The organism is Streptomyces sp. NPDC034111, assembly GCF_055575375.1.
On record NZ_JBVIST010000002.1, the window covers coordinates 573,577 to 594,809 of the forward strand.

The 21,233-nt window shown below is 72.0% G+C and carries 17 protein-coding genes and 1 tRNA gene; 11 read left to right on the top strand and 7 right to left on the bottom strand.

Annotated features, from left to right (window positions below):
* Positions 1 to 162: 162 nt before the first annotated feature.
* Positions 163 to 606: a MarR family winged helix-turn-helix transcriptional regulator gene (locus ACZ55A_RS08290; protein WP_468836047.1), complete on the bottom strand. Its 444-nt coding sequence runs from the start codon at positions 604 to 606 to the stop codon at positions 163 to 165.
* A gap of 165 nt (positions 607 to 771) precedes the next feature.
* Here ACZ55A_RS08290 and ACZ55A_RS08295 point away from each other — a divergent pair, with 165 nt between their 5' ends.
* Positions 772 to 1,809 (top strand): SMP-30/gluconolactonase/LRE family protein, encoded by a 1,038-nt coding sequence (locus ACZ55A_RS08295; RefSeq protein ID WP_468836049.1) that lies wholly within the window; start codon positions 772 to 774, stop codon positions 1,807 to 1,809.
* Positions 1,810 to 2,410: 601 nt separating this feature from the next.
* Here ACZ55A_RS08295 and ACZ55A_RS08300 read toward each other — a convergent pair.
* The 3 genes from ACZ55A_RS08300 to ACZ55A_RS08310 form a co-directional block, all read right to left on the bottom strand.
* Positions 2,411 to 2,498 (bottom strand) — tRNA-Leu (locus tag ACZ55A_RS08300).
* A gap of 227 nt (positions 2,499 to 2,725) precedes the next feature.
* Complete coding sequence (locus ACZ55A_RS08305) at positions 2,726 to 4,285, bottom strand: aldehyde dehydrogenase family protein (protein WP_468836051.1); 1,560 nt, start codon at positions 4,283 to 4,285, stop codon at positions 2,726 to 2,728.
* Between the two features lie 447 nt (positions 4,286 to 4,732).
* Entirely contained in the window at positions 4,733 to 5,137 is a 405-nt protein-coding gene (locus ACZ55A_RS08310; RefSeq protein ID WP_468836054.1) for a chorismate mutase, read from the bottom strand.
* A 548-nt stretch (positions 5,138 to 5,685) separates the two neighbouring features.
* Between ACZ55A_RS08310 and fdhD the strand changes: the two genes are divergently transcribed.
* On the top strand, positions 5,686 to 6,540 hold the full coding sequence (fdhD, locus tag ACZ55A_RS08315; protein ID WP_468836056.1) for a formate dehydrogenase accessory sulfurtransferase FdhD: 855 nt from the start codon (positions 5,686 to 5,688) through the stop codon (positions 6,538 to 6,540).
* Positions 6,541 to 6,556: 16 nt separating this feature from the next.
* On the opposite strand, the gene ACZ55A_RS08320 is transcribed toward fdhD, so the two are convergent.
* On the bottom strand, positions 6,557 to 7,000 hold the full coding sequence (locus ACZ55A_RS08320) for a MarR family winged helix-turn-helix transcriptional regulator (RefSeq protein WP_468836059.1): 444 nt from the start codon (positions 6,998 to 7,000) through the stop codon (positions 6,557 to 6,559).
* A gap of 156 nt (positions 7,001 to 7,156) precedes the next feature.
* On the opposite strand from ACZ55A_RS08320, the gene ACZ55A_RS08325 reads away from it, so the two are divergent.
* A complete protein-coding gene (locus ACZ55A_RS08325) occupies positions 7,157 to 8,098 on the top strand; it encodes a quinone oxidoreductase family protein (RefSeq protein ID WP_468836061.1) in 942 nt (313 codons plus the stop codon).
* A gap of 411 nt (positions 8,099 to 8,509) precedes the next feature.
* The gene (locus ACZ55A_RS08330) at positions 8,510 to 10,471 is read left to right on the top strand and encodes an exo-alpha-sialidase (protein ID WP_468836063.1); all 1,962 of its coding nucleotides are present in this window, start codon (positions 8,510 to 8,512) and stop codon (positions 10,469 to 10,471) included.
* Here the strand turns inward: ACZ55A_RS08330 and ACZ55A_RS08335 are convergent.
* On the bottom strand, positions 10,468 to 11,517 hold the full coding sequence (locus ACZ55A_RS08335) for a bile acid:sodium symporter family protein (RefSeq protein WP_468836065.1): 1,050 nt from the start codon (positions 11,515 to 11,517) through the stop codon (positions 10,468 to 10,470). The genes ACZ55A_RS08330 and ACZ55A_RS08335 overlap by 4 nt on opposite strands.
* A 140-nt stretch (positions 11,518 to 11,657) precedes the next feature.
* Between ACZ55A_RS08335 and ACZ55A_RS08340 the strand changes: the two genes are divergently transcribed.
* The 5 genes from ACZ55A_RS08340 to ACZ55A_RS08360 all read left to right on the top strand — a co-directional run bounded on the left by ACZ55A_RS08340 (position 11,658) and on the right by ACZ55A_RS08360 (position 17,589).
* The gene (locus tag ACZ55A_RS08340) at positions 11,658 to 12,521 is read left to right on the top strand and encodes a LysR family transcriptional regulator (RefSeq protein WP_468836068.1); all 864 of its coding nucleotides are present in this window, start codon (positions 11,658 to 11,660) and stop codon (positions 12,519 to 12,521) included.
* 266 nt (positions 12,522 to 12,787) lie between these two features.
* A complete protein-coding gene (locus ACZ55A_RS08345; RefSeq protein ID WP_468836070.1) occupies positions 12,788 to 14,614 on the top strand; it encodes an AMP-dependent synthetase/ligase in 1,827 nt (608 codons plus the stop codon).
* A gap of 114 nt (positions 14,615 to 14,728) precedes the next feature.
* On the top strand, positions 14,729 to 15,736 hold the full coding sequence (locus ACZ55A_RS08350) for a hypothetical protein (protein ID WP_468836073.1): 1,008 nt from the start codon (positions 14,729 to 14,731) through the stop codon (positions 15,734 to 15,736).
* Positions 15,737 to 15,750: 14 nt separating this feature from the next.
* Positions 15,751 to 16,584, top strand: a complete 834-nt coding sequence (locus ACZ55A_RS08355) for an aldo/keto reductase (RefSeq protein ID WP_468836075.1) — start codon at positions 15,751 to 15,753, stop codon at positions 16,582 to 16,584.
* 213 nt (positions 16,585 to 16,797) lie between these two features.
* Entirely contained in the window at positions 16,798 to 17,589 is a 792-nt protein-coding gene (locus ACZ55A_RS08360; protein ID WP_468836077.1) for a VOC family protein, read from the top strand.
* Positions 17,590 to 17,613: 24 nt separating this feature from the next.
* Here the strand turns inward: ACZ55A_RS08360 and ACZ55A_RS08365 are convergent, their stop codons facing one another.
* A complete protein-coding gene (locus ACZ55A_RS08365) occupies positions 17,614 to 18,528 on the bottom strand; it encodes a class I SAM-dependent methyltransferase (RefSeq protein WP_468836080.1) in 915 nt (304 codons plus the stop codon).
* A 120-nt stretch (positions 18,529 to 18,648) separates the two neighbouring features.
* Here ACZ55A_RS08365 and ACZ55A_RS08370 point away from each other — a divergent pair, with 120 nt between their 5' ends.
* On the top strand, positions 18,649 to 19,695 hold the full coding sequence (locus ACZ55A_RS08370; protein WP_468836082.1) for a DUF1266 domain-containing protein: 1,047 nt from the start codon (positions 18,649 to 18,651) through the stop codon (positions 19,693 to 19,695).
* A 60-nt stretch (positions 19,696 to 19,755) separates the two neighbouring features.
* Positions 19,756 to 21,135 carry a cryptochrome/photolyase family protein gene (locus ACZ55A_RS08375; protein ID WP_468836084.1) on the top strand — a complete coding sequence of 460 codons (1,380 nt, stop codon included), beginning with the start codon at positions 19,756 to 19,758 and terminating at the stop codon, positions 21,133 to 21,135.
* Positions 21,136 to 21,233: the final 98 nt, after the last annotated feature.

Genomic DNA, 21,233 nt, shown 5'->3' on the forward strand with positions numbered 1-21,233 from the left:
CCAAAGGTGCCGCGGGTTCCCCCTCTTGGGGACCTGGTGGTGCGTCGGTGATGTCGGCCATGCCGTCGATAGCGCCATCGCCCGCCTCCGCCCGTTCCCCGCGGTGCCGCGATCACGCCGCGATCACGCCGCGAGGACCGACCGTTCCACCTCCGGGCACGCCTAGTCAGGCCGTACGGAATCGAGCAGGGCGGCGCAACGGGCGAGCAGGCCGACAAGTGTTGCCCGCTCCTCGTCGGTGAACTCGGCAGCCAGTGCCCGCTCCACCCGTACCGCCCGCGCGTCGGCGTTCTCCATGACGGCGCGGCCCTCATCCGTGAGCCGGATCTCCAGGACGTTCTTGTGCCACTCGTGCGGAGTGCGCTCGACGAAGGCGCGGTCCTGGAGGTTCTTCAGCACCGTGTTCATCGTCGGCGGCGTCACTCCGCACGCCCGCGCCAGCGCGGCGGCCGAGATGCCAGGCCGCTCGGAGCTGTAGAGCAGAGCCGCGTACTGCGGGACCGTCAGACCGGCCGGCCTCAGCGCCGCGTGCTTGGCGCCGTTCAGAGCCTGCTCGGCGCGTTTGATGGAAGAACCGAGGCGCTCGGACACGGGCATGGACGTCATCTCCGCATCGTAGCGGCCCTAAAGCAGGGAAGCCCTCACCCGACAATGAGCACTCATACGGAGATTAGAACCTTGACGAAGATTAGAGTTCGAATATAGCTTCGTGCACATTCGATCGCATGCGGACGACGCTCGCATGCGCCGACAACGGGGAGGCACCCACCCATGTCCCAAGCGATCACACGCCGCGCTCTGAGCTCGGCCGCCCTGGCCCTGACCGCCGTCGTCGTGCCGCTCGCCGCCACCGCGAGCAGCCAACCCGCGACCAGGTCACCCGCCGCGCACACCGCCGCCCGGCATGAGACCCGCGCCCGCGTCTCCACCGCGTATGACCTGCCTGGCGCCCGCGTTTACCCGGAAGGCATCGCTGCCGACCCGCGCACCGGCGACACCTACGTCGGCTCGTACGCGACCGGCGCCGTCTACAAGGCGACGCCGGGGCACCGCACCGCCCAGGTCTTCCTGCCGTCCGGCACCGACGGGCGCACCACCGCGAACGGCTTGAAGGTCGACGGCGCCGGCCGGCTGTGGGTCATTGACTCGACCGACGGCGTCGCCGTCTACGACCTGCACGACCGCAAGCTCATCGCCCGCTTCGACGTAACCGGAAGCGCCAAATCGTTCGTCAACGACCTGGCGATCGCCTCGGACGGCAGCGCGTATCTGACGGATAGTTACCGGGGTGTCCTCTACCGCGTCACGCCCCGGCAGCTGGCGCGGGCCGCCGCGCACGGCGGGCGTGCCGAGCTGACCACGGCCTACGACCTGGCCGGTGCGCTCCCCAACGCCCCGGCCGGCGGCGTCGCACTCAACGGCATCGTGGCCGACCCCTCCGGCCGCTATTTGCTGACCGTCGACATGACAGCGGGCACCCTCTACCGCGTCGAGGTGGCGTCGGGCGCGGTACGCCAAGTCTCCCTGCACGGCGGAGACGCGCTGCACGGCGACGGCCTCGAAATGCGCGGCAACACCCTCTGGGTCGTTCACAACGTGACCAACGCCATCAGCCGGTGGAAGGTCGGCGACGACGGTGCGTCCGCCCGCATGGAGCGCCGCATCACCGACCAGGAGCTCCAGATCCCGACCACGATCGTCCACAGCCGCGGCCGGACGCTCGTCGTCCGCTCCCAGTTCGACAAGGGCGGCCCGATGGGCCCCGGGACGCCGCGCCCGTTCACGGTGGCCACGGCGGATGGCATCTGAACCGTTGTCCCGACGAGGAACTTCGAGCGGGTGACGGGAACCGAACCCGCGCTCCGGGCTTGGGAATCAGGGCGCTTTCGCGGGCACCATGCCGCCCTGGCCAGCGACGACACCGCAGCCGTTCAGGGTGTGCCCGGCTGCCTCTCTGTCCCCTGTTGACCGTTGTTTACCGGCCCACCTGGCACGGCATCGGCACAGTGGGCCGTGCGGCCCCGGAACGGAAGCATTCCCGTAGGGGTCGGGTTGCTACGCGCCACGGGCACTGCTTCCTCGCCGGGCACGAAGGCGTTGGGGGTCTCCACGGAGGAGCCGTTGACCTTGGTCAGAGCGTCTGGGGCAGGGTGGGTCGATCACGACCTGGGGTTCGCCAGGGACGGTTTCAAGCTCCAGAAGGGTGGCCGGGCCGGCGGTCCCCAAGATCCCGAGAACGTATTGGCACGGTGGCGGACCGCCCGGAACCGGCTACAGCTGCCGCTTCCAGCGCCAGCCGGATCGGCCTCTCATTCCTGACCTGCCGAAGATGCGCTGGGCCGTTGGTCACGTGGTTGGTCACGCCACTGCCCAGACATGAAGAAAGCCCCTCATCAGGGGCCGTTCTTCGTGGTGTCCGAGGGGGGACTTGAACCCCCACGCCCGATAAAGGGCACTAGCACCTCAAGCTAGCGCGTCTGCCATTCCGCCACCCGGACTAGGTGTGATCTTCACGGGGCGTTCCCCGCGGCGACATGGACAACCATACCAAGGTTTCGGAGAGCCTTTCACCTGCGTATCCGTGCGGACCATAAGCCGCACTTATCGACGACAGGGGGCAAATCGTCCGATCAGCCCCCGTCCCGATGCGTAAGGGATCGGGACGGGGGCTCACGGGCGACGGCCATCGGCCATCGCCCGTCGGCCATCGGTGATCGGTGATCGGCTACGGCATCAGGTGGTAGTCCGGGAAGTTGCCCGGCAGGCGTTCTCCGGCCGGGCCCTCGGTCACGGCGTGGACGAGGAGTTCGCCGCCGACGAAGGCGCCGCTCCAGGAGTTGCCGAAGCCGCCGAAGAGCTCATCGCGGTCGCCGCGGGAGCGTGGCTTGCCGTGGCCGACCTTGAAGGCGCGGATCTGCGGGGCGAGGCGGTCGTAGGTCTCCTTGTCGTCGCAGGAGAGGCTGGCGACCAGGGCGCCGTTGCTGGCGTTCATGGCGGCCAGCAGCTCGGCCTCGGTGTCGACGAGGACGAGGGTGTCGACGGGGCCGAAGGGCTCGGCGTGGTGGAGCGGGGAGGACGGGGGCGGGGCCAGGAGGGTGGTCGGGGGGAGATAGGCGGAGGTGTCCTGGCCGGGGAGGAAGTGGCCGTCGGCGAGGGTGCCGCGGTGGAGGGGGACGGCTCCGCGGGAGATGGCCTCCGTCGTGAGGTCGGCGAGTTCCTTGGCCTTGGCGGCGTTGATCAGCGGGCCGAAGTCGAGCTCGGGGAGCGGGTCCTCGGGGGCGGCGACGGCCAGCGGGTGGCCGAAGCGGACGCTGCGGACGGCCGGGAGGTAGGCGGTGAGGAAGTCGGCGAAGGCCTCGCGCTGGACGACGAACCGGGGGTAGGCGGTGCAGCGCTGCTTGGCGTAGTCGAAGGTCTTGCGGAGGAGGGGCGTGAGGGACTGCCAGTCGGTGAAGTTCCAGATGCCCCAGGTGTTGAGGCCCTCCTGTTCGAGGACATGGCGTTTGCCGAGGTCGGCGACGGCGGTGGCGACCCGGGCCCCGGTGTCCCGGCCGCCGACGAAGGAGACACAGCCGATCTCCGGTGCGCGGACCAGGGCGGGCGAGAGCTCCCCGCCGCTGCCGCTGACCAGGGTCGCCGGGATGCCCTCGCGGGCCGCCAGGGCGCAGGCGAGGGTGAGGCAGACCAGGCCGCCGTCGGTGGGCGTCTTGGCGATCACGGCGTTGCCGGCCAGCGCCTGGACCAGCATCGCGTGGATGAGCACCGACATCGGGTAGTTCCAGCTGGCGATGTTGCTGACCGGGCCGGGGAGGGGAGTGCGGTCGGTGAGCATGCCGTCGATCTCGTCGACGTACCAGCACACCCCGTCGATGGCGCGGTCGACATCGGCCTGGGCGAGCTTCCAGGGCTTGCCGATCTCCCAGACGAGGAGCAGCGCGAGCAGTTCACGGTGTTCGGTGAGGGCGTCGAGGGTGGCGACGATGCGCGCCTTGCGTTCGGGGAGCGGGACCTGCCGCCAGGCGCGGTGCTGATCGAGGGAGGCGCGTACGGCCTGCCGCGCGGTGTCGGCGTCGAGGCGGGGCGGGCCGGCGATGGGGGTGCCGTCGATGGGGCTGGCGGCGGGCAGCGGATCGCCGTCCGGGTGCCAGGTCGCGGCCCAGAGGTTGCGGGCCCGGTCGTCGTGGAACGCCTCGGGGGCGGCGCCCAGGCTGCGCTGCCAGGCGTCCTGCCAGGACGTACCGGGCTTCAGGATGAGGGTCGGGGCGCTTGCGGGTGTGATGGCCATCGGTGTCTCCGCTCTCGGTGCACGGCCGGAGGGGCAGGGTGGTGGCGCTCGGGCGGCTCCCGGGGAAGCCGCTACTGGACGGTAGTGGGCGGGCTGGCACAGCGGGACGGTCCGGCGTCAGGTATGGCGAGTGTCACTCTTCGTGGGCGAGAGGACCACCTGGGTGAGGCGACCGGTGGGTGGGAGAGGCGACCGCAGTGGAGAGACCGGTGGGTGGGAGAGGCGACCGGTGGGTGGGAGTGGACGAACCGGTGGCGGGAGAGGACGAGCGCGCCAGCTCGGGGAGCGGGAGGGCGCTGCGCTTCAGTCGCCTCGACGGCGGGCATCAACTCGCGGTGGCGGTCGGTGAGTTCGGTCGGCGCTCGGTGGTACGTCGAGGTGACGGCGTGCTTCACCAGGGCCGCTGCGGCAGCTGGGCGGACGCGGGCGGCCGGGCCGCGTACGAGGTCAGCCGGCGGCGGGTTCGCTGGGCTCGGTGGGGACGGCCGGGGCGGCGGGGTCCCCCGCCTTCTCCTGCGTACGGTCGGCGATCGCCCGGTGGTGGCGGACCACCTCGTCGATGATGAAGTTCAGGAACTTCTCGGCGAACGCCGGGTCCAGCCGGGCGTCTTCGGCCAGCCGTCGCAGCCGCTCGATCTGGGCGGCCTCACGGGCCGGGTCGGCGGGCGGCAGGCTGTGCCGGGCCTTGAGCTCGCCGACCTGCTGGGTGCACTTGAAGCGCTCGGCGAGCAGATGGACCAGGGCGGCGTCGAGGTTGTCGATGCTGCTGCGCAGGTAGAGCAGTCGCTCCCGGGCCGCCTGATCGGCCACGGAGGCCGCGTCGCCGGCCGTCGGTACTGTGCCCTCGCCCATGTGCCTCTCGCCATCCCTGGTCGCTCGATGATCGACTGCACATTACCCGGCCGGGGGCCGCCGGCCAGGGTCGATCTCGCGTATCGGACAGGGGCTGGAACCGCGCGGGCCTGCCCGCACGGACGGGCGACCGGGCTGGAAGGGGACGCCCGGTGGCAGGCTCCCCCACAGAACCCACCACCGGGCCGTCTCATCGCAGACCGCGCAAGCCCGGGCCGGGGGCCCTGGGCAGCACGTCCGCAGCTCCGCGGCCTCGAAACAGGCCTCTACCCACGCACGTGCGGATCCATCCCTCGTTTTTCGCCCCGGTGTGCGGCCGTCCGACACACCTGCCCCGGACCGCGTCGGTGACGGCCCTCCGCACATGCCGCGGCGTCGGCGGCACCGCCACCCCCTCATGTGCAGGACAATGACCTCGTCGAGGTCACCCGCGGCACGACCACCCGGTGACCCACGGCAGTCTGTGCGCCGAGGGCCGGCTTCCGCACGTACAGCGGCTTCCGGCACATACAGCGACGCCTAGCGGAACGAGTGGGACGGATCGAGGCATGGGACGAGTCACGGAGCGACGCAAGGTGATCCGCATCCGCGACGGTGTGGTGAGCACCCGCCCGGACACCCTTGTCGCCGAAGAGCCGCTGGAGATCCGGCTCGGCGGCACTCCGCTGGCGATCACGATGCGGACGCCCGGTGACGATTTCGCGCTGGCCGCCGGCTTCCTCGTCAGCGAGGGCGTGCTCGCCACCGGCGACGAGCTGGCGAACATCGTCTACTGCGCCGGGGCGACGGACGAGGGCTCCAATACGTACAACGTCGTCGATGTGCGTCTCGCGGACGGGGTGCCGGTCCCGGACATCAGCCTGAAGCGCAATGTCTATACGACGTCGTCGTGCGGGCTGTGCGGCAAGGCCAGCCTGGACGCGGTGCGCACCACCGCCCGCTGGCCGCTGGACACCTCCCCCGACACCCCGGTCCGCATCGAGCCCGCGACGCTCACCGCCCTCCCCGACCGGCTGCGCGCCGCCCAGCGGGTGTTCGAGCGGACCGGGGGCCTGCATGCCGCGGCGCTGTTCACGACGGACGGGGAGTTGCTGGACGTCCGGGAGGACGTGGGGCGGCACAACGCGGTCGACAAGGTCGTCGGACGGGCGCTTCAGCAGGGGCGGCTGCCGCTGTCGTCGGCGGTGCTGATGGTCTCCGGGCGGGCGTCGTTCGAGCTGGCGCAGAAGGCCGTGATGGCGGGGATCCCCGTCCTGGCCGCGGTCTCGGCGCCGTCCTCGCTCGCGGTGGATCTCGCGCAGGAGACCGGGCTGACCCTGGTCGGGTTTCTGCGTGGCGCGTCCATGAACGTGTACGCGGGTGAGCACCGCCTCGCCCTGAGCCCAGCGGCCGCCACGGGCTGAGGCCAGGCCCGCGCGGTCACTCCCCCGGCAGGGCGATCCGGGTCAGCAGCGCGATCAGCTGCTCGCGCTCGGCGGGGGTCAGCGCCGCGGTCAGCTCCGCATTGGCCTCGTCGCCGAGCCGCTGGGTACGGCGCAGCCGCCGGCGGCCGTCGGCGGAGATCGCGACGGCGTTCTTGCGCCGGTCGGTGGGGTCCGGGGTGCGGGTGACCAGTCCGTCCTTCTGCAGGTCGTTGACGATCGCGACCATGTCCTTGGGGTCGATGGCCAGGGTCCGGGCGAGCGCCGCCTGGGAGACCGGGCCGAGTTCGTCGACCGCCGACAGCACGGCGTGATGCATCATCCGCATGCCCTCGGCGGCGAGGGCGTCGGCGACCAGGCGGTGGCCGCGGGCGGCGGCGCGGCCCAGCAGCCAGCTGGGGAGCGCGCGGATACGGCTGGGGGCGTACGGGGTGTCGGCCATGGGGTCACCGTACCGAGGGAGCCCGTGGTCCATTGGGTGCCCCAACGAAAAATCCCGGAAAACCGTTGGCGAACCCAATGGTTTGCGATTATCGTTGGGGAGCCCAATGAAATACGGCCGGCGCCCACCGGCCATCCTTCACGGAGGTGCCGGCCCATGCGCCGTGTCCGATTCCATACCTATGGCGGCCCCGAGGTCCTGCGCGTCGAGGAGGCCGAGGCGCCGGTGCCCGGACCCGGTGAACTGCTGGTGCGCACCGAGGCGATCGGCGTCACCCTGCCGTCCGTGCGACGGGTCCGCGGCGACGGCAAGGGCGGTGGCGATCCACTGCCCTGCACGCCCGGCGGGGAGATCGCCGGTGAGGTCATCGCCCTCGGCCCCGAGGTCACCGGCTTCGCCGTCGGCGACCGCGTCACCTCGCTCACCCTCACGGGCTCGTACACCGAACTCGCCCTGGCGCCCGCCTTCCTGGCGAGCCGGATACCGGACGGCGCGAGTGCGGTGGAGGCGGTGGCGCTGGTGCGCAGCGGACATGTCGCGCTCGCCGCGCTGAGCACCGCGGCGCCACAGGGCGCCGAGTCCGTACTGATCACCGGCGCGGCCAGCGGCACCGGTCATCTCGCCGTCCAACTGGCCAAGCTCCAAGGGGTACCGCGGGTGGTGGCCGCCGTCAGTTCGAGGGCCAAGGCGGAATTCCTCCATGGGCTCGGTGCCGATGAGGTGGTGACCTACGATCAGGAGTCCTGGGGCGAGCCGGTCGATATCGTCCTGGACGGCGTCGGCGGTGAACTGCTGCCACGCGCACTGGCCGCCCTGGCGGAGGGCGGACGGCTGATCTTCTTCAACTCCGGTGGCGGCACGGTCCCGGCGTACGAACTGCTGGCAGGTTCCAAGACCCTCACGGGTCTGACGATGCGCCGGTTCTCCACCGTCCACCGAGAGCTGTACGAACAGCATCGCGCGCAGCTGTGGGAGCTGGCCGGAGCCGGCCGACTGCGGGCCGTGGTCCATGCCGAACTCCCGCTGGACGAGGCGGCGAAGGCACACGAGATCATCGAGGCGCGGGCCAATCTCGGCAAGGTGGTGCTGCGGCCGTGAGGTGCGGCGGGTGCGGGGCACGAGGGGCGCGGCGCCGCGGCCGGCGCCGGGGTACGTCCCGGCCTGGATGACGGGCCCGGTGCGTATTCGGTTGCGCACCCGGCGCGTATCCGGCGCGTACCCGGTGTGTATCCGGTTCACGTCCCGCCGTACGGCATGCCCGGCGCACCCAGCACACCCTTCGCGCCCGGCACAGCCGGCCCGCGCCACGCACCCGGCACTCCCGGCGCTCGCGGCGCTCCGGACGCAGTGCCTGCGAGCCGGGAGAGTGAATTCCGGCTGCGGGGCGGAGAACCGACGCAGGCTCCTTGTGGCGGTCCACACGCGGCAGTAGCTTCCGTCAGGGATGCACATAGGACGTTGGATGTCCTGATGACCCGACCGCCGATGCCTCGAAGGGCAGGCCGGACCATGACGTCAGTTCTCCGCGCACACCCCAGCCCCCGCAGCAGACCCCGGCGCCGCCGCGCGACCGGTCTGCTCGCGGCGTTCACCGCCACCGCCCTCGCGCTCCTGCCGACCGCCCCTGCCCATGCGGCACCTGACGGGGCGTCGGGTGCCTCCTCCCCCACGGTGTCGCCCCCCGTCGACGGCTTCGAGCAGCAGATCCTCTTCAAAGCCTCCCGGGAACAGGGCTACTTCTGCTTCCGTATACCGGCCGTCGTCAAGTCCGAGCGCGGCACCCTGCTGGCGTTCGCCGAGGGCCGGCGCCACGACTGCGGCGACTCCGGCGATATCGACCTCGTCCTCAAGCGCTCCACCGACGGCGGCCGCACCTGGGGCCCGCTCCAGGTCATCAACCACGGCAACGGGGACACCCACGGCAACCCCGCGCCGATCGTGGACCGTCGCACCGGCCGGATCGTCCTCGCCGAGACCTACAACAAGGGCCGTACCGACGGTCTCAGCTGCGATGTCCCCTGCGACCGCACCCCGCACCTCCAGTACAGCGACGACGACGGCGCGACCTGGTCACCGCCCCGGGACCTGACCCCCAGCATCCGGCCCCCGCAGTGGAATTCCTGGTACGCCACCGGGCCGGTGCACGGCATCCAGCTCACCCGCGGACGGCACGCCGGCCGGCTGGTCTTCGGCATAAACTCCGAGAGCTATGCGGACAACCGGGTCACCGCCAACCACGCCGCGCTGATCCACAGCGACGACGGCGGCGCCACCTGGAAGGTCGGCGCGCTGGACACCTGGCCCATCGCCGCGGACGGCACCTTCCGTCAGAAGCCCTCCGAGATGACCCTCCTGGAGCGCTCCGACGGCTCGGTCTACGTCAACGGCCGTGAGCAGGACGGCACCGACCTCGGTCACCGCACCGCGGCGGTCAGCCGCGACGGCGCCGACTCCTTCGCCGCGCCGTTCCGCGCCCTCCCCGGCCTCTACTCGCCGATGGTGCAGGGCTCGGCGCTGCGCCTGCCGCACTCACCCGCCGCGGGCGGCCGCAGCCGCACCCTGTTCGCCGCGCCCGCCGACCCCGACCGCCGCCGGACCATGACCATCCGCTCGTCCTGGGACGAGGGCCGTACCTGGGAGGGCGTCGACCGCGGTGCCCGGGTCACCACCGACTGGTCCGGCTACTCGGACCTGGTCGCCATCTCCCCCGACGTCACCGGCCTGATGTACGAGGGTGGCGCGGTCGACGCCCGGGACGAGATCCGCTTCGTCCGCTTCACCGAGGACTGGCTCGGCCCGCGCCGCGCCCCCGACCCGACGACCCGGGACCGCGCGCCCGGTGCCCGGCCCGCTCTCGTCCTAGGCGGTGCGAGCCCCACCGACGGCCGCTTCGGCAAGGCCCTCTCCTTCGACGGCAAGGACGACGCGGTCCGCCTGCCCTTCCGCAACTCCCTCCCCCTGGGCACCCACGACTTCACATGCAGCCTCTGGTTCCGCTACGACGCCGGGAGCGGTGAACAGCCGCTGTTGTGGATGGGAGGGGTGGGCACCAGGACCCCGCAGGTCGCGGTGGAGGGCGACCCCAGGAACGGCCGGCTCGTCGCCCGGCTCACCGCGGTCGACGGTGCCCGGCCCGCCGCCACCGCCCAGGCCGGGACCGGCAAGGCGTACAACGACGGCGGATGGCACCATCTGGCGCTGCGCCGCACCGACGGACGGCTGCTGCTCACCGTGGACGGCACCGAGACCACCGTCGTCGCCGATGTCCCCGGTACGGTCAGCCGCGGCTCGGTCTTCGGCGTACACCTTGGCCAGAAGCCGGACAGCCGCGCCCAGTTCACCGGCGCACTGGACGACGTACGGGTCTACCGGCGGGCGCTGACCGATGCGGAGCTGTCCGGTGTACGGACGGACGAGGCGTCGGTGCGGGCGCCTTTGGTGCTGGGGCTGTCGCTGGACCGGGTCCGCTAGCGGGCAGCCGGCGCCTCGGTCCGTCGGTCCACCGCCGCCGCGGCGGGCGGGGACTCCCGCCGCGGCTCCGGCACCGCACGGTCCGCGTACCGCCGCGCCAGCACCGCACACACCATCAACTGCATCTGGTGGAACAGCATCAGCGGCAGCACCATCAGGCCGGCCTGGGCGCCGAAGAGGACGCTGGCCATGGGGAGGCCGGCGGCCAGGCTCTTCTTGGAGCCGGCGAAGGTGAGGGCGATCCGGTCCGCGCGGGGGAAGCCGAGCCTCTTCCCGCCGTACGAGGTGGTCGTCAGCATCACCGCGAGGAGCACCGCCTCCACGCCCAGCAGGCACAGCAGCCGCAGCGGCGAGACCTGGTGCCAGACGCCCTGGACCACGCCGGCGCTGAAGGCGGTGTAGACGACGAGCAGGATCGAGCCGCGGTCCACATATCCGAGGGCCTTCTTGTGGCGGGCGATGATGCCGCCGGTCCACCGGCGCAGCAACTGCCCGGCCAGGAACGGCAGGAGCAGCTGGCAGACGATCGAGACCAGGGAGTCGGCCGAGAAGCCGCCGCCGTTCCCGGGCAGTACGAGCCCGGCCAGCAGCGGGGTGACGACGATGCCCACGATGCTGGAGAACGAGCCGGCGCAGATAGCCGCCGCGACATTGCCGCGGGCGAGCGAGGTGAAGGCGATCGAGGACTGGACCGTGGAGGGCACCAGGCACAGGAACAGCAGCCCGGTGTAGAGCGTCGGCGGCAGGACCGCGGGGACCAGGGCGCGGGCGGCCAGCCCGAGCACCGGGAAGACGGCGAAGGTGCAGGCCAGGACGGTGAGGTGGAGCCGCCAGTGGCGCAGGCCTGCCAGTGCCTCGCCGGTGGAGAGCCGGGTGCCGTAGAGGAAGAAGAGCAGCGCCACGGCTCCGGTGGCGGCGCCGTCGGCGACCGTGGCGGCCGGCCCCCGGGCGGGCAGCAGCGCGGCCAGCGCGACGGTGGCCATGAGCGCGAGGACAAAGCCGTCCACGGGCAGCCAGGAGGGCAGCTTGGGCAACGGGTGGCGCATGGTCTCTCTTCGGTCGGCGGCTCTCGGGCGGTGGCCCGGGCGGTGCCCTCCAGGGTGCCGGGAGGGGCGGCAATCGGGAACCCCTCTTACTGTTGTCACTGTCATCATGGATTGTGATGAGCGACGAGGGGTGAGGGGTCATGTTCGAGCCCGTGCAGCTGCGTACCTTTCTCGCGGTGGCGCAGACGCTGAGCTTCACGCAGGCCGCGCACCGGCTCGGGCTGCGGCAGTCGACCGTGAGCCAGCATGTACGCAAGCTGGAGGAGGCCGCCGGGCGGCGGCTGTTCGTCCGGGACACCCACGGCGTGCAGCTGACCGAGGACGGGGAGGCGATGCTCGGTTTCGCCCGCACGATCCTGGAGGCGAACGAGCGGGCCGCGGGCTTCTTCGCGGGTACCAGGCTGCGTGGCCGGCTCCGCTTCGGCGCCTCCGAGGACTTTGTGCTGACCCGGATGCCGGAGGTGCTCGAAGGGTTCCGGCGGGAGCACCCCGAGGTCGATCTGGAGCTGACCGTGGAGCTTTCGGGAACCCTGCACGAGCTGCTGGCGGCCGGGCGGCTCGATCTCGTCCTTGCCAAACGGCGCTCGCAGGACTCACGCGGCCGGCTCGTATGGCGCGACCGGCTGGTGTGGGTGGGCGCCGAACGGCTGCGGCTGGACCCGGAGCGGCCGGTGCCGCTGGTCGTCTACCCGCCCCCGGCGGTGACCCGGGCCCGTGCACTGGAGGCGCTGGAGCGGCACGGCCGGCAGTGGCGGATCACCTGCACCAGCGGAAGCCTGAACGGACTGATCGCCGCAACCCGGGCAGGTCTGGGCGTCATGGCACATACGAGGGGCATGATCCCGCCAGGCCTGGTCCAGACCCCGGCGCGCGCCGGACTGCCGGACCTGGGTGAGGTGGACTTCGTCCTCCTCCACGGCGAGCGCGACCGTGCGGCGCGCGGCCCGGCGGAGGCGCTGGCCGCCGCGATCCTCGCGGGCGGTGACAGACTGCAGCTCCCGTAGCTGCGGGCCCATCCTGGGCGGCTCGTGCGGGCCCGGCGCCCGAATCGGTGTCAGGTGCAGAGATTTGGTGCAGATATGGTCCCGGCGTCGTGAGCGTACGGCGTCGATGCCACTGGATCATGTCCGTGCTCCCCCAAAGTAACCCGATTTCTCCGGTTGGCCAGTTCACGTGGGGGCGCGTTCACGCCGTGGTACGGCACTGCCGGATGTCGTTCCCGTGGGGTACGGTCGCGGCCTTGTGAGCAACACCACGAGGAGCTGGGTCATTGCGCGAGTTCACCGTCCCGCCTTTGGCGACCGCGCCCCGGGTCGGCGGGCTGGCGGATGCCGTCTACGACCACGCCGAGGCCGACCCCGACCGCGTCGCTCTGGCGCGTAAGGACGACGCGGGCGACTGGCAGGACGTCACCGCCGGACAGTTCCGGGACGAGGTCCTCGCGCTGGCCAAGGGCCTGCTCGCCCAAGGCGTCCGGTTCGGCGACCGGGTCGGCATCATGTCCCGTACGCGCTACGAGTGGACCCTGTTCGACTTCGCGCTCTGGTCGGTCGGCGCCCAGTCCGTGCCGCTGTATCCCACGTCCTCGGCCGAGCAGGTCTTCTGGATGCTGCACAACGCGGGCGTCTCGGCCTGCCTGGTCGAGCACGAGGACCATGCGATGACCGTCGGCTCGGTGATCGACCGGCTTCCGCAGCTGCGCAAGCTGTGGCAGCTGGACGCCGACCCGGTGGCCGAACTGACCGCGGCCGGTGCGCACATCGACGACGAGGTGGTGCACCGCCACCGCATGGCCGTCACCCCGGAGGCCACGGCCACGATCATCTACACCTCCGGCACCACCGGCCGCCCCAAGGGCTGTGTGATCACACACGCCAATTTCATGGCCGAGTCCGACAACATCGTCATGCGCTACGAGACGGTGTTCACCTCGAAGGCGGGCGAGGAGGCGGCAACGCTGCTGTTCCTGCCCCTGGCGCACGTCTTCGGGCGGATGGTGCAGGTCGCCGCGATCCGCGGCCGGGTCAAGCTGGGGCACCAGCCGGAGCTGGCGGCCCGTGCGCTGCTGCCCGATCTCCAGGCCTTCCGGCCGACGTTCATCCTGGCGGTGCCGTACATCTTCGAGAAGGTCTTCGCCGCGGCCCGGCGCAAGGCGGAGGCCGACGGCAAGCTCGGGCCGTTCGACAAGGCGGTCGAGATCGCGGGCCGTTATGCCGAGGCGCAGGAGAACAAGGCGTTCGGCCTCGGCTCCGGCCCCAGCGCCTCGCTGCGGATGCAGCACCAGCTCTTCGACAAGCTGGTCTACAGCAAGGTCCGTACGGCGATGGGCGGCCGGATGCGGTACGCGATGTCGGGCGGCTCGGCGATGGAGCGCCGGCTCGGGCTGTTCTTCGCCGGCGCCGGGGTGCGGATCTTCGAGGGCTACGGCCTGACGGAGAGCACCGCGGCCGCCACCGCCAACCCGCCCGAGCGGACCCGCTACGGCACCGTCGGCACCCCCATTCCCGGCACCACCGTGCACATCGCCGAGGACGGCGAGATCTGGCTGTACGGCGGCCAGATCTTCCAGGGCTACCACAACGACGCCAAGGCGACCGATGCCGTGCTGCACGACGGCTGGTTCTCCACCGGTGACCTGGGCGCGCTCGACGAGGACGGCTATCTGACGATCACCGGGCGGAAGAAGGAGGTCCTGGTCACCTCCGGTGGCAAGACGGTCTCGCCGGTGGGTCTGGAGGACCGGGTGCGGGCGCATCCGCTGGTCGCCCAGTGCATCGTCGTCGGCAACGACCGGCCGTTCATCGCCGCCCTGGTGACGCTGGACCCGGAGGCGGTCGCCCACTGGCTGGCCATGCGCGGCAAGCCGGAGATGCCGCCGACGGACCTGGTGCGCGATCCGGACCTGGAGACCGAGATCCGGCGCGCCGTGGTCGCCGCCAACACCCTGGTCTCGCAGGCCGAGTCGATCCGTACGTTCCGGATACTGGCCAACCAGTTCAGCGAGGAGCACGGGCTGCTGACGCCGTCGCTGAAGCTGAAGCGCAAGGCGATCGAGACGGCGTACTCGGCGGAGGTGGACGCGCTGTACCAGGCGTGACGCAGCCGCGCGTGCCCCGTTCGGTCGCCGCCACGACCGGCTCCCCCGTACGGCGGAGCCGGATCGCCCGCAGGCCCGACGTCCACCGCGGCGGTGCCCGGCAGGGTCGGGGCCATGGACTCTCGCCGTCTCACCCTGCTCGGCCGGATCGCGGTCATCGCCTGTGCCCCGTACCTCACGCTCAAGCTGCTGTGGGTGCTGGGCTTCGACATCGGTGTCGTCGACACCGAGCGCCTCGGCCGCGGCGTCTGGGTGGCCGCCAACGCCGTCACCTTCCTCCTCGATGCCGTCGCGGCGGTGGTGGCGCACACCCTGACCCGCCCGGCGGGCCTGCGCACCCCGGCCTGGCTGCTGGCGTTCCCGCTGTGGATGGCGTCCGGGCTGCTCCTGCCGCTGATGACGGGCTTCGTCGGGGGCACCGTCACCGGACTGCTCACCGGCGCCGCCCATCCGATGGCTGCCGGCGATTTCCTCGCCCCCTGGGTCTTCGGCGTCGTCTACGGCGGTTTCCTCGTCGAGAGCGTCACCCTCCTGGGCGCCTTCGTCCTGTACGCGCACCAGCGCTGGGGCGGGCTGCTGCGCCGGCCGCTGCGCGAGCTCCCGGACACCGGAACCCGGGCGCTACAGCGGATCTTCCTGGTGCCCGCCGCGGTGGTGCTGGCGGCGACGGGCACGGTCCGGGTCCTGTGGGGTGCGGGCTCGACGCTGGGCGAGGACCCGGCCGCGGCGGACAACGGCAATGTCCTCACCTCCGCCGCGGACTGCGCCCAGGGCCTGTTCTCCCTCATCGGCGCCGGTGGCCTGCTGCTCCTGGCCCTGCCCGGCCTGTGGTCCGGGCTGCGGGTGCGGACACCGCTCGTCATGGCCTGGGCCGGCAGCGCCGCGGCCTTCGGCTGCGGGGGCTGTCTGTGGCTGGGACAGGCGGTGACCGAAGGCCTCTCCCCCGGGGTGTCCGCGGTCCCCGCCGGGCTGCCGGGTCTCGTCGGCGCCCTGGAGCTCTTCGCCGGCGTCGTGGTGCTCGCGGCCGGGGCGTTCACTCTCTGCGAACTGACGGCCGGCGTGCGGGGGAATGTGGGGCGTCCGATGATCGTTGAACCCTCCGGAACACGAACGTCGACGTAAGGACCGATTCCCCCGTGAGCAAGGTTCCGTCCATCACGCTCAACAACGGCATCGCGATGCCGCAGCTCGGCTTCGGTGTCTGGCAGATCGAGGACGACCAGGCGTTCACCGCCGTGAGCCAGGCCCTGAAGGCCGGGTACCGCAGCATCGACACCGCGGCGATCTACGGCAACGAAGAGGGCACGGGCAAGGCGCTCGCCGCTTCCGGTATCCCCCGTGACGAACTGTTCGTCACGACCAAGCTGTGGAACTCCGAGCAGGGCTACGACTCCGCGCTGCGCGCTTTCGACGCCTCCCTGACCAAGCTCGGCCTGGAGTACGTGGATCTCTATCTGATCCACTGGCCGCTCCCGGCCCGGGACAGGTACCTCGACACGTACAAGGCCTTCGAGAAGATCTACGCGGACGGCCGCGCCAAGGCGATCGGCGTCTCGAACTTCCAGCCCGCCCATCTGGAGCGGCTGCTGGGCGAGAGCTCCGTCGTCCCGGCCGTCAACCAGATCGAACTGCACCCGCAGTTCCAGCAGGCCGAGTCCCGCGCCTTCCACGCCCGGCACGGCATCGCGACCGAGGCCTGGTCGCCGCTTGGCCAGGGCAAGGGGCTGCTCGAGGACCCGACGATCGCCGGGCTCGCCGCCAAGCACGGCAAGACGGCCGCCCAGGTGGTGCTGCGCTGGCACCTCCAGCTGGGCAATGTCGTCATTCCGAAGTCCGTCACCCCCTCGCGGATCGCCGAGAACATCGACGTCTTCGGCTTCGAGCTGGACGACGCGGACCTCGGCGCGCTCGCCGGTCTGGACGCCGGCCAGCGCCTCGGCCCGGACCCGGCCACCTTCGACATGGCCTGACCGTCGCCCTTCCACGGTGCCGCCCGGCAGCTACGGGCGGCACCGTGGCGTACGACCGGTCCGAGTGGCGGGCTCGGCGGACGCCAGGAAGTGTGGAGGGTGAGCGTGGTGCGGCCTTGGCGGTGCGCCGCCGGGGCGACACTCCGCTTTGCTCTGCCCTGCTCCTTGCCCATGCCGCCACGGCGTGGGCGGCGCCCCCTCGAGGAGGCCACGATGCCTGAAGTCACCTCTCCGTATCAGCCCGGGACACCCTGCTGGGTCGATCTCGCGGCCCCTGACCAGCAAGCCGCCATCGACTTCTACTCCAGCGTCTTCGGCTGGACCGGCGAGATCGGGCCCTCCGAGACCGGCGGCTACGCGGTGTGCGAACTGAACGGCAAGCCGGTGGCCGGCATCATGGCCGCGATGTCGATGGGCGGCCAGCCCCCGCCGCCGACCGTATGGACCACCTACCTGGCCGCCGCCGACGCGGACACCGCCTCGCAGGCGGTGAGCAATGCCGGCGGCACGATCCTGATGCCCGTCATGGACGTGATGACGCTCGGCAGGATGTGTATCGCGGCCGACCCCACCGGGGCGGTGTTCGGCGTCTGGCAGGCGGTGGACTTCCCCGGCGCGGGCATCGTCAATGAGCACGGCGCGCTGATCTGGAACGAGCTCAACACCACCGACCGCTCCGCAGCAACTGCCTTCTACCAGGCCGCCCTCGGCATCGAGAGCACCCCCTTGGAAGGCGCCGACAACTACTACGCGCTCAAGGTGAACGACCGCCCGGTGGGCGGGATGCAGCCGATGTCCGAGCAGATGCCACCCGACACTCCCTCGCACTGGCTGCCGTACTTCTCGGTGGCGGACACCGACGAGACGGTGAAGAAGGTGACCGCGGCCGGCGGAGCGGCGCTTCAGCAGCCGTTCGACATGATGGCCGGCCGGATGGCGGTGGTGACCGACCCTCAGGGCGCCACCTTCGCCGTCATCACCCCGAAGCCGCTGAACGAGGGCTGACGCCACGACGGCCCAGGGCGCTTGCTACGGCGCGCAGGCCGTGTGCACCGTACGGACCGCCAGTACGAACACATCGGACCGGCGGACCACCCCGGCCGCATCGTCCGGGTCGGTGAGGCGGGCGAGCGTGGTGCGGTCGTCCTGGGCCAGTCGGTGGCCGTAGGTGTCGTCGGCGCAGGCGAGTTCGGCCTGCACATGGGCCCGGCCGTCGGCGGACAGCGGGGCCGGCAGATCCAGCAGGAAGCTGCGGGTACGCGGGGTGCGCAGACCGGCGTCGGCGAGGAAGGCGGGCCAGTCCTCGATCTCGGCGGCGGCGTCCGGCAGCGCCGCACGCAGCTCGCTGAACCACTCCTCCCCGGCCGCGTCGAGCCGGGACTGGAGCCCCGGGCGGCCGAGGCCGATGTCGCGCGGCAGATACCGCGGGCTGAGGCCGCCCTCGGCGATGGCCAGCAGTCCGCCGGGCCGCAGATGGGCGGCGAGCGCGGCGACCGCGGCACGCTGGTCGCCGACGTGGTGCAACGCCCTGCTCGACCAGATGAGATCGGCGCCGCCGAGGGCGTCGAGCCCTTCCGGCACCGCGGCGGTATGGGTGCGGATCCGGTCGCCGAGGCCCAGCCGGCCGGCCCGGGCGCGGGCCCGTTCCAGCAGCGCCTCGCTCGTATCCACCGCGACCACCTCGGCGGACGGGAAGGCGCGCGCCAGCAGCGCGCTGACCACGCCCGGACCGCTGCCGATGTCCAGCACCCGGCGCACTCCGTCCGGCCCGGCGCCGCTCGTGCCGGTGAGCAGTTCCCGCAGCCAGGCGGTGACCTGGTCGTAGAGCGGGGTGTGCAGCTCGGCGGCCCGTTCGAGCAGGGTGCCGAGCACCGCCCAGTCGATCTGCCCGCCTTCGAGGGGCGCCGGGTGCGGCCCGGCGCCGGGCCGGTCGTGATCGCTCATGGCATCGAGCCTCCGTTACGGGCCGGGCCGGTGCAACCGCCGTTGCCGGCCCGGCAACCCCAGCTTCCGGCCGAAGCCCTGGTGACCGTAGGGTTTTGGCCCGTGGCTACTCCAGGATGGATGCCGCCGACGGATACCGAGCGGCGGCTGTGCGAAGCGACGGCGCGTGGTGACGTGGACGGACAGGTCGCGGCGATCGCCGGTGAGGACCTGTATCTGGCGGCGCCGCAGCAGGGTCAGGACCCGCTGCCCGTCTACGACGACCCGACGGCGGGCGGTAAGTGCATTCCCGTCCTGACGCGCGGCATGCTGCCGCCGTGGCAGCCGCAGCAGTTCTTCGACCGGGTCTCCCTGGAGGAGCTGGCGCAGGACTGGCCGAACGACAAGTGGAAGCTCGCCGTCAATCCCGGCACGCCGTGTGCCGCGTATCTGTCCGCCTCCCCGGACCGGCGCACCGGCTGGCTGCGGATCCGCGCCCAGGTGGGGGCGCGGCCCGGCGGGCTGCTCGTCACCCACTTCGGCGGCCCGCTGCACGGCCCGGTCGCCCAGGGGCTGGCGTGTGGTGCGCCGCTCGCGGTGCACCACAGCGTGCCGTGGAACGAGCTCGGTACGGCCTTCCTCGACCATGCCGCGGACGCCCGGACGCTGCGTGAACAGTGGTCGGTGACCGACCCCGTCAGCTGGCAGCAGCGCCTGGACCAGCTGCTCGGCGGGCAGTTCGTACCCGCCGACACGGAGGCGGCGCTGCGCGCCCGGGCGGCCCGCGGAAACCCGGCGGATTCCGGGACCGGCACCGAGCCGCCGGAACTCCCGGATCTCGTCGCCAAGTACGAGGAGCGCTTCCGCGCGGACGGACTGCTGCCGCCCGAAGGCCAGGTGGTCTCCCTCCTCGCACTGGACTACGCGCACGCCGTCACCCTCGTCCGCTGGGGCCTGGGCGCCCGGCTGTGCGCGCCCCAGCAGGCCGAGCAGGCGGTCACCCAGATCGGCGCGCGGGCCCGGGACGCGTACGGCTCGTGGGAGGAGTTCGCCGCGGGCTATGCACTGGGCCGGGGGCTGGCCTTCGACAACGGCTGGTTCGGGCAGCCGTACGCGGAGACCCTGCACCTCCACCGGGTCCTCACCCAGGACCCGTCCTCGCCGTGGCGGGGGCTGCCCTTCGCGTGAGGGGCGGGGCGCCGGTGGGCGGCGGTTCGCGGGGTTACGCCTTCGGTGTAGATGTATGTCATGGATGTCGCGGTCTGTCTGTTCAGCTCCGACCTCCGGCTCCACGACCAGCCGGTGCTGGGAGCCGCGCTGCGCTCGGCGCGGCGCGTGGTGCCGCTGTTCGTCGTCGACCGGGGCGTGGTGGACGCCGGGTTCATGGTGCCCAACCGGGCCGCGTTCCTGGACGATGCGCTGGCGGATCTCGACGCGGGGCTGCGTCAACGCGGCGGTCGGCTGGTCGTCCGTACGGGCGATGTGGTCGCCGAGGCCTGCCGGGTGGCGGCGGAGAGCGGAGCCGGGGAGGTGCATCTCGCGGCCGGGGTGAGCGGCTATGCGCTGCGCAGGGAGCGGCGGCTGGCCGCCGCACTCGCCGGCGAGGGACGGGCCCTGGTGGTGCACGACGCGGTGATCACGGCGGTGCCGCCGGGAGCGGTGCTGCCGTCCGGGCCGGGCAGGGACCACTTCGCGGTCTTCACGCCCTACTTCCGGCGCTGGCGGGCCGAGGGCCTGCGGCCGGTGGCGGCCGCGCCGCGGTCGGTACCGGTGCCGGAGGAGGTGCGGTCCGAAGCCCCGCCGTCGGCGGCGGTCCTCTGCCCGGGCGGGAGGCCGTCACCCGCGCTGCCTGAGGGTGGCGAGCGCGTCGGACGCCGCCGGTTCGGGGCCTGGCAGCGATCGGCGCGGGCCGGCCCCCGGGACGGGCAGGACGATCTGGCCGGCGACACCACCTCGCGGCTGTCACCGTATCTGCACTTCGGCTGCCTCTCGCCGGTGGAACTGGTGCACAGGGCCGCCCAGCGTGCGGACGCCGGCGCCGAGGCCTTCGTACGGCAGCTGGCCTGGCGGGACTTCCACCACCAGGTACTGGCCGCCCGCCCCGGGGCGGCATGGCAGGACTACCGCTCCCGGGGCGACCACTGGCGGTACGACAGCGCCGAGGTGACGGCGTGGCAGGAGGGCCGCACCGGCTATCCGGTGGTCGATGCGGCGATGCGACAGCTGCGGCACGAAGGGTGGATGCCCAACCGGGCCCGGATGCTGGTGGCGAGCTTTCTGACCAAGACGCTGTATGTGGACTGGCGGATCGGGGCCCGGTATTTCCTGGATCTGCTGGTGGACGGCGACCTCGCCAACAACCAGCTCAACTGGCAGTGGGTGGCGGGCACCGGCACCGATACCCGCCCCCACCGCGTGCTGAATCCGCTCGTCCAGGCCCGCAGGTTCGACCCGGAGGGTGAATATGTGCGCCGCTGGGTTCCGGAGCTGGCCGGGATCGCGGGCGCGGCGGTGCACCGGCCGTGGCGGCTGACCGGGCCGGAGCGCGCCGCCTGCGACTACCCGGAGCCCCTGGTGGACCTGACGGAGGGGCTGCTGCGGTTCCAGCAGGCGCGCGGGCTGGTGTAGCCGGGCGAGGCGGTGGCCCGCCCTCGTGCCCTCGCGCTCGTCGGCGGCCGTGGCGTGGACGGTCCTCGCGCCGGGAGATGATGCAGGACGTAACGACG

Coding starts and splice junctions, on each gene's coding strand:
- ACZ55A_RS08290 (WP_468836047.1), bottom strand. CDS start 606: ATGACGTCCATGCCCGTGTCCGAGCGCCTCGGTTCTTCCATCAAACGC.
- ACZ55A_RS08295 (WP_468836049.1), top strand. CDS start 772: ATGTCCCAAGCGATCACACGCCGCGCTCTGAGCTCGGCCGCCCTGGCC.
- ACZ55A_RS08305 (WP_468836051.1), bottom strand. CDS start 4,285: ATGGCCATCACACCCGCAAGCGCCCCGACCCTCATCCTGAAGCCCGGT.
- ACZ55A_RS08310 (WP_468836054.1), bottom strand. CDS start 5,137: ATGGGCGAGGGCACAGTACCGACGGCCGGCGACGCGGCCTCCGTGGCC.
- fdhD (WP_468836056.1), top strand. CDS start 5,686: ATGGGACGAGTCACGGAGCGACGCAAGGTGATCCGCATCCGCGACGGT.
- ACZ55A_RS08320 (WP_468836059.1), bottom strand. CDS start 7,000: ATGGCCGACACCCCGTACGCCCCCAGCCGTATCCGCGCGCTCCCCAGC.
- ACZ55A_RS08325 (WP_468836061.1), top strand. CDS start 7,157: ATGCGCCGTGTCCGATTCCATACCTATGGCGGCCCCGAGGTCCTGCGC.
- ACZ55A_RS08330 (WP_468836063.1), top strand. CDS start 8,510: ATGACGTCAGTTCTCCGCGCACACCCCAGCCCCCGCAGCAGACCCCGG.
- ACZ55A_RS08335 (WP_468836065.1), bottom strand. CDS start 11,517: ATGCGCCACCCGTTGCCCAAGCTGCCCTCCTGGCTGCCCGTGGACGGC.
- ACZ55A_RS08340 (WP_468836068.1), top strand. CDS start 11,658: ATGTTCGAGCCCGTGCAGCTGCGTACCTTTCTCGCGGTGGCGCAGACG.
- ACZ55A_RS08350 (WP_468836073.1), top strand. CDS start 14,729: ATGGACTCTCGCCGTCTCACCCTGCTCGGCCGGATCGCGGTCATCGCC.
- ACZ55A_RS08360 (WP_468836077.1), top strand. CDS start 16,798: ATGCCTGAAGTCACCTCTCCGTATCAGCCCGGGACACCCTGCTGGGTC.
- ACZ55A_RS08365 (WP_468836080.1), bottom strand. CDS start 18,528: ATGAGCGATCACGACCGGCCCGGCGCCGGGCCGCACCCGGCGCCCCTC.
- ACZ55A_RS08370 (WP_468836082.1), top strand. CDS start 18,649: ATGCCGCCGACGGATACCGAGCGGCGGCTGTGCGAAGCGACGGCGCGT.
- ACZ55A_RS08375 (WP_468836084.1), top strand. CDS start 19,756: ATGGATGTCGCGGTCTGTCTGTTCAGCTCCGACCTCCGGCTCCACGAC.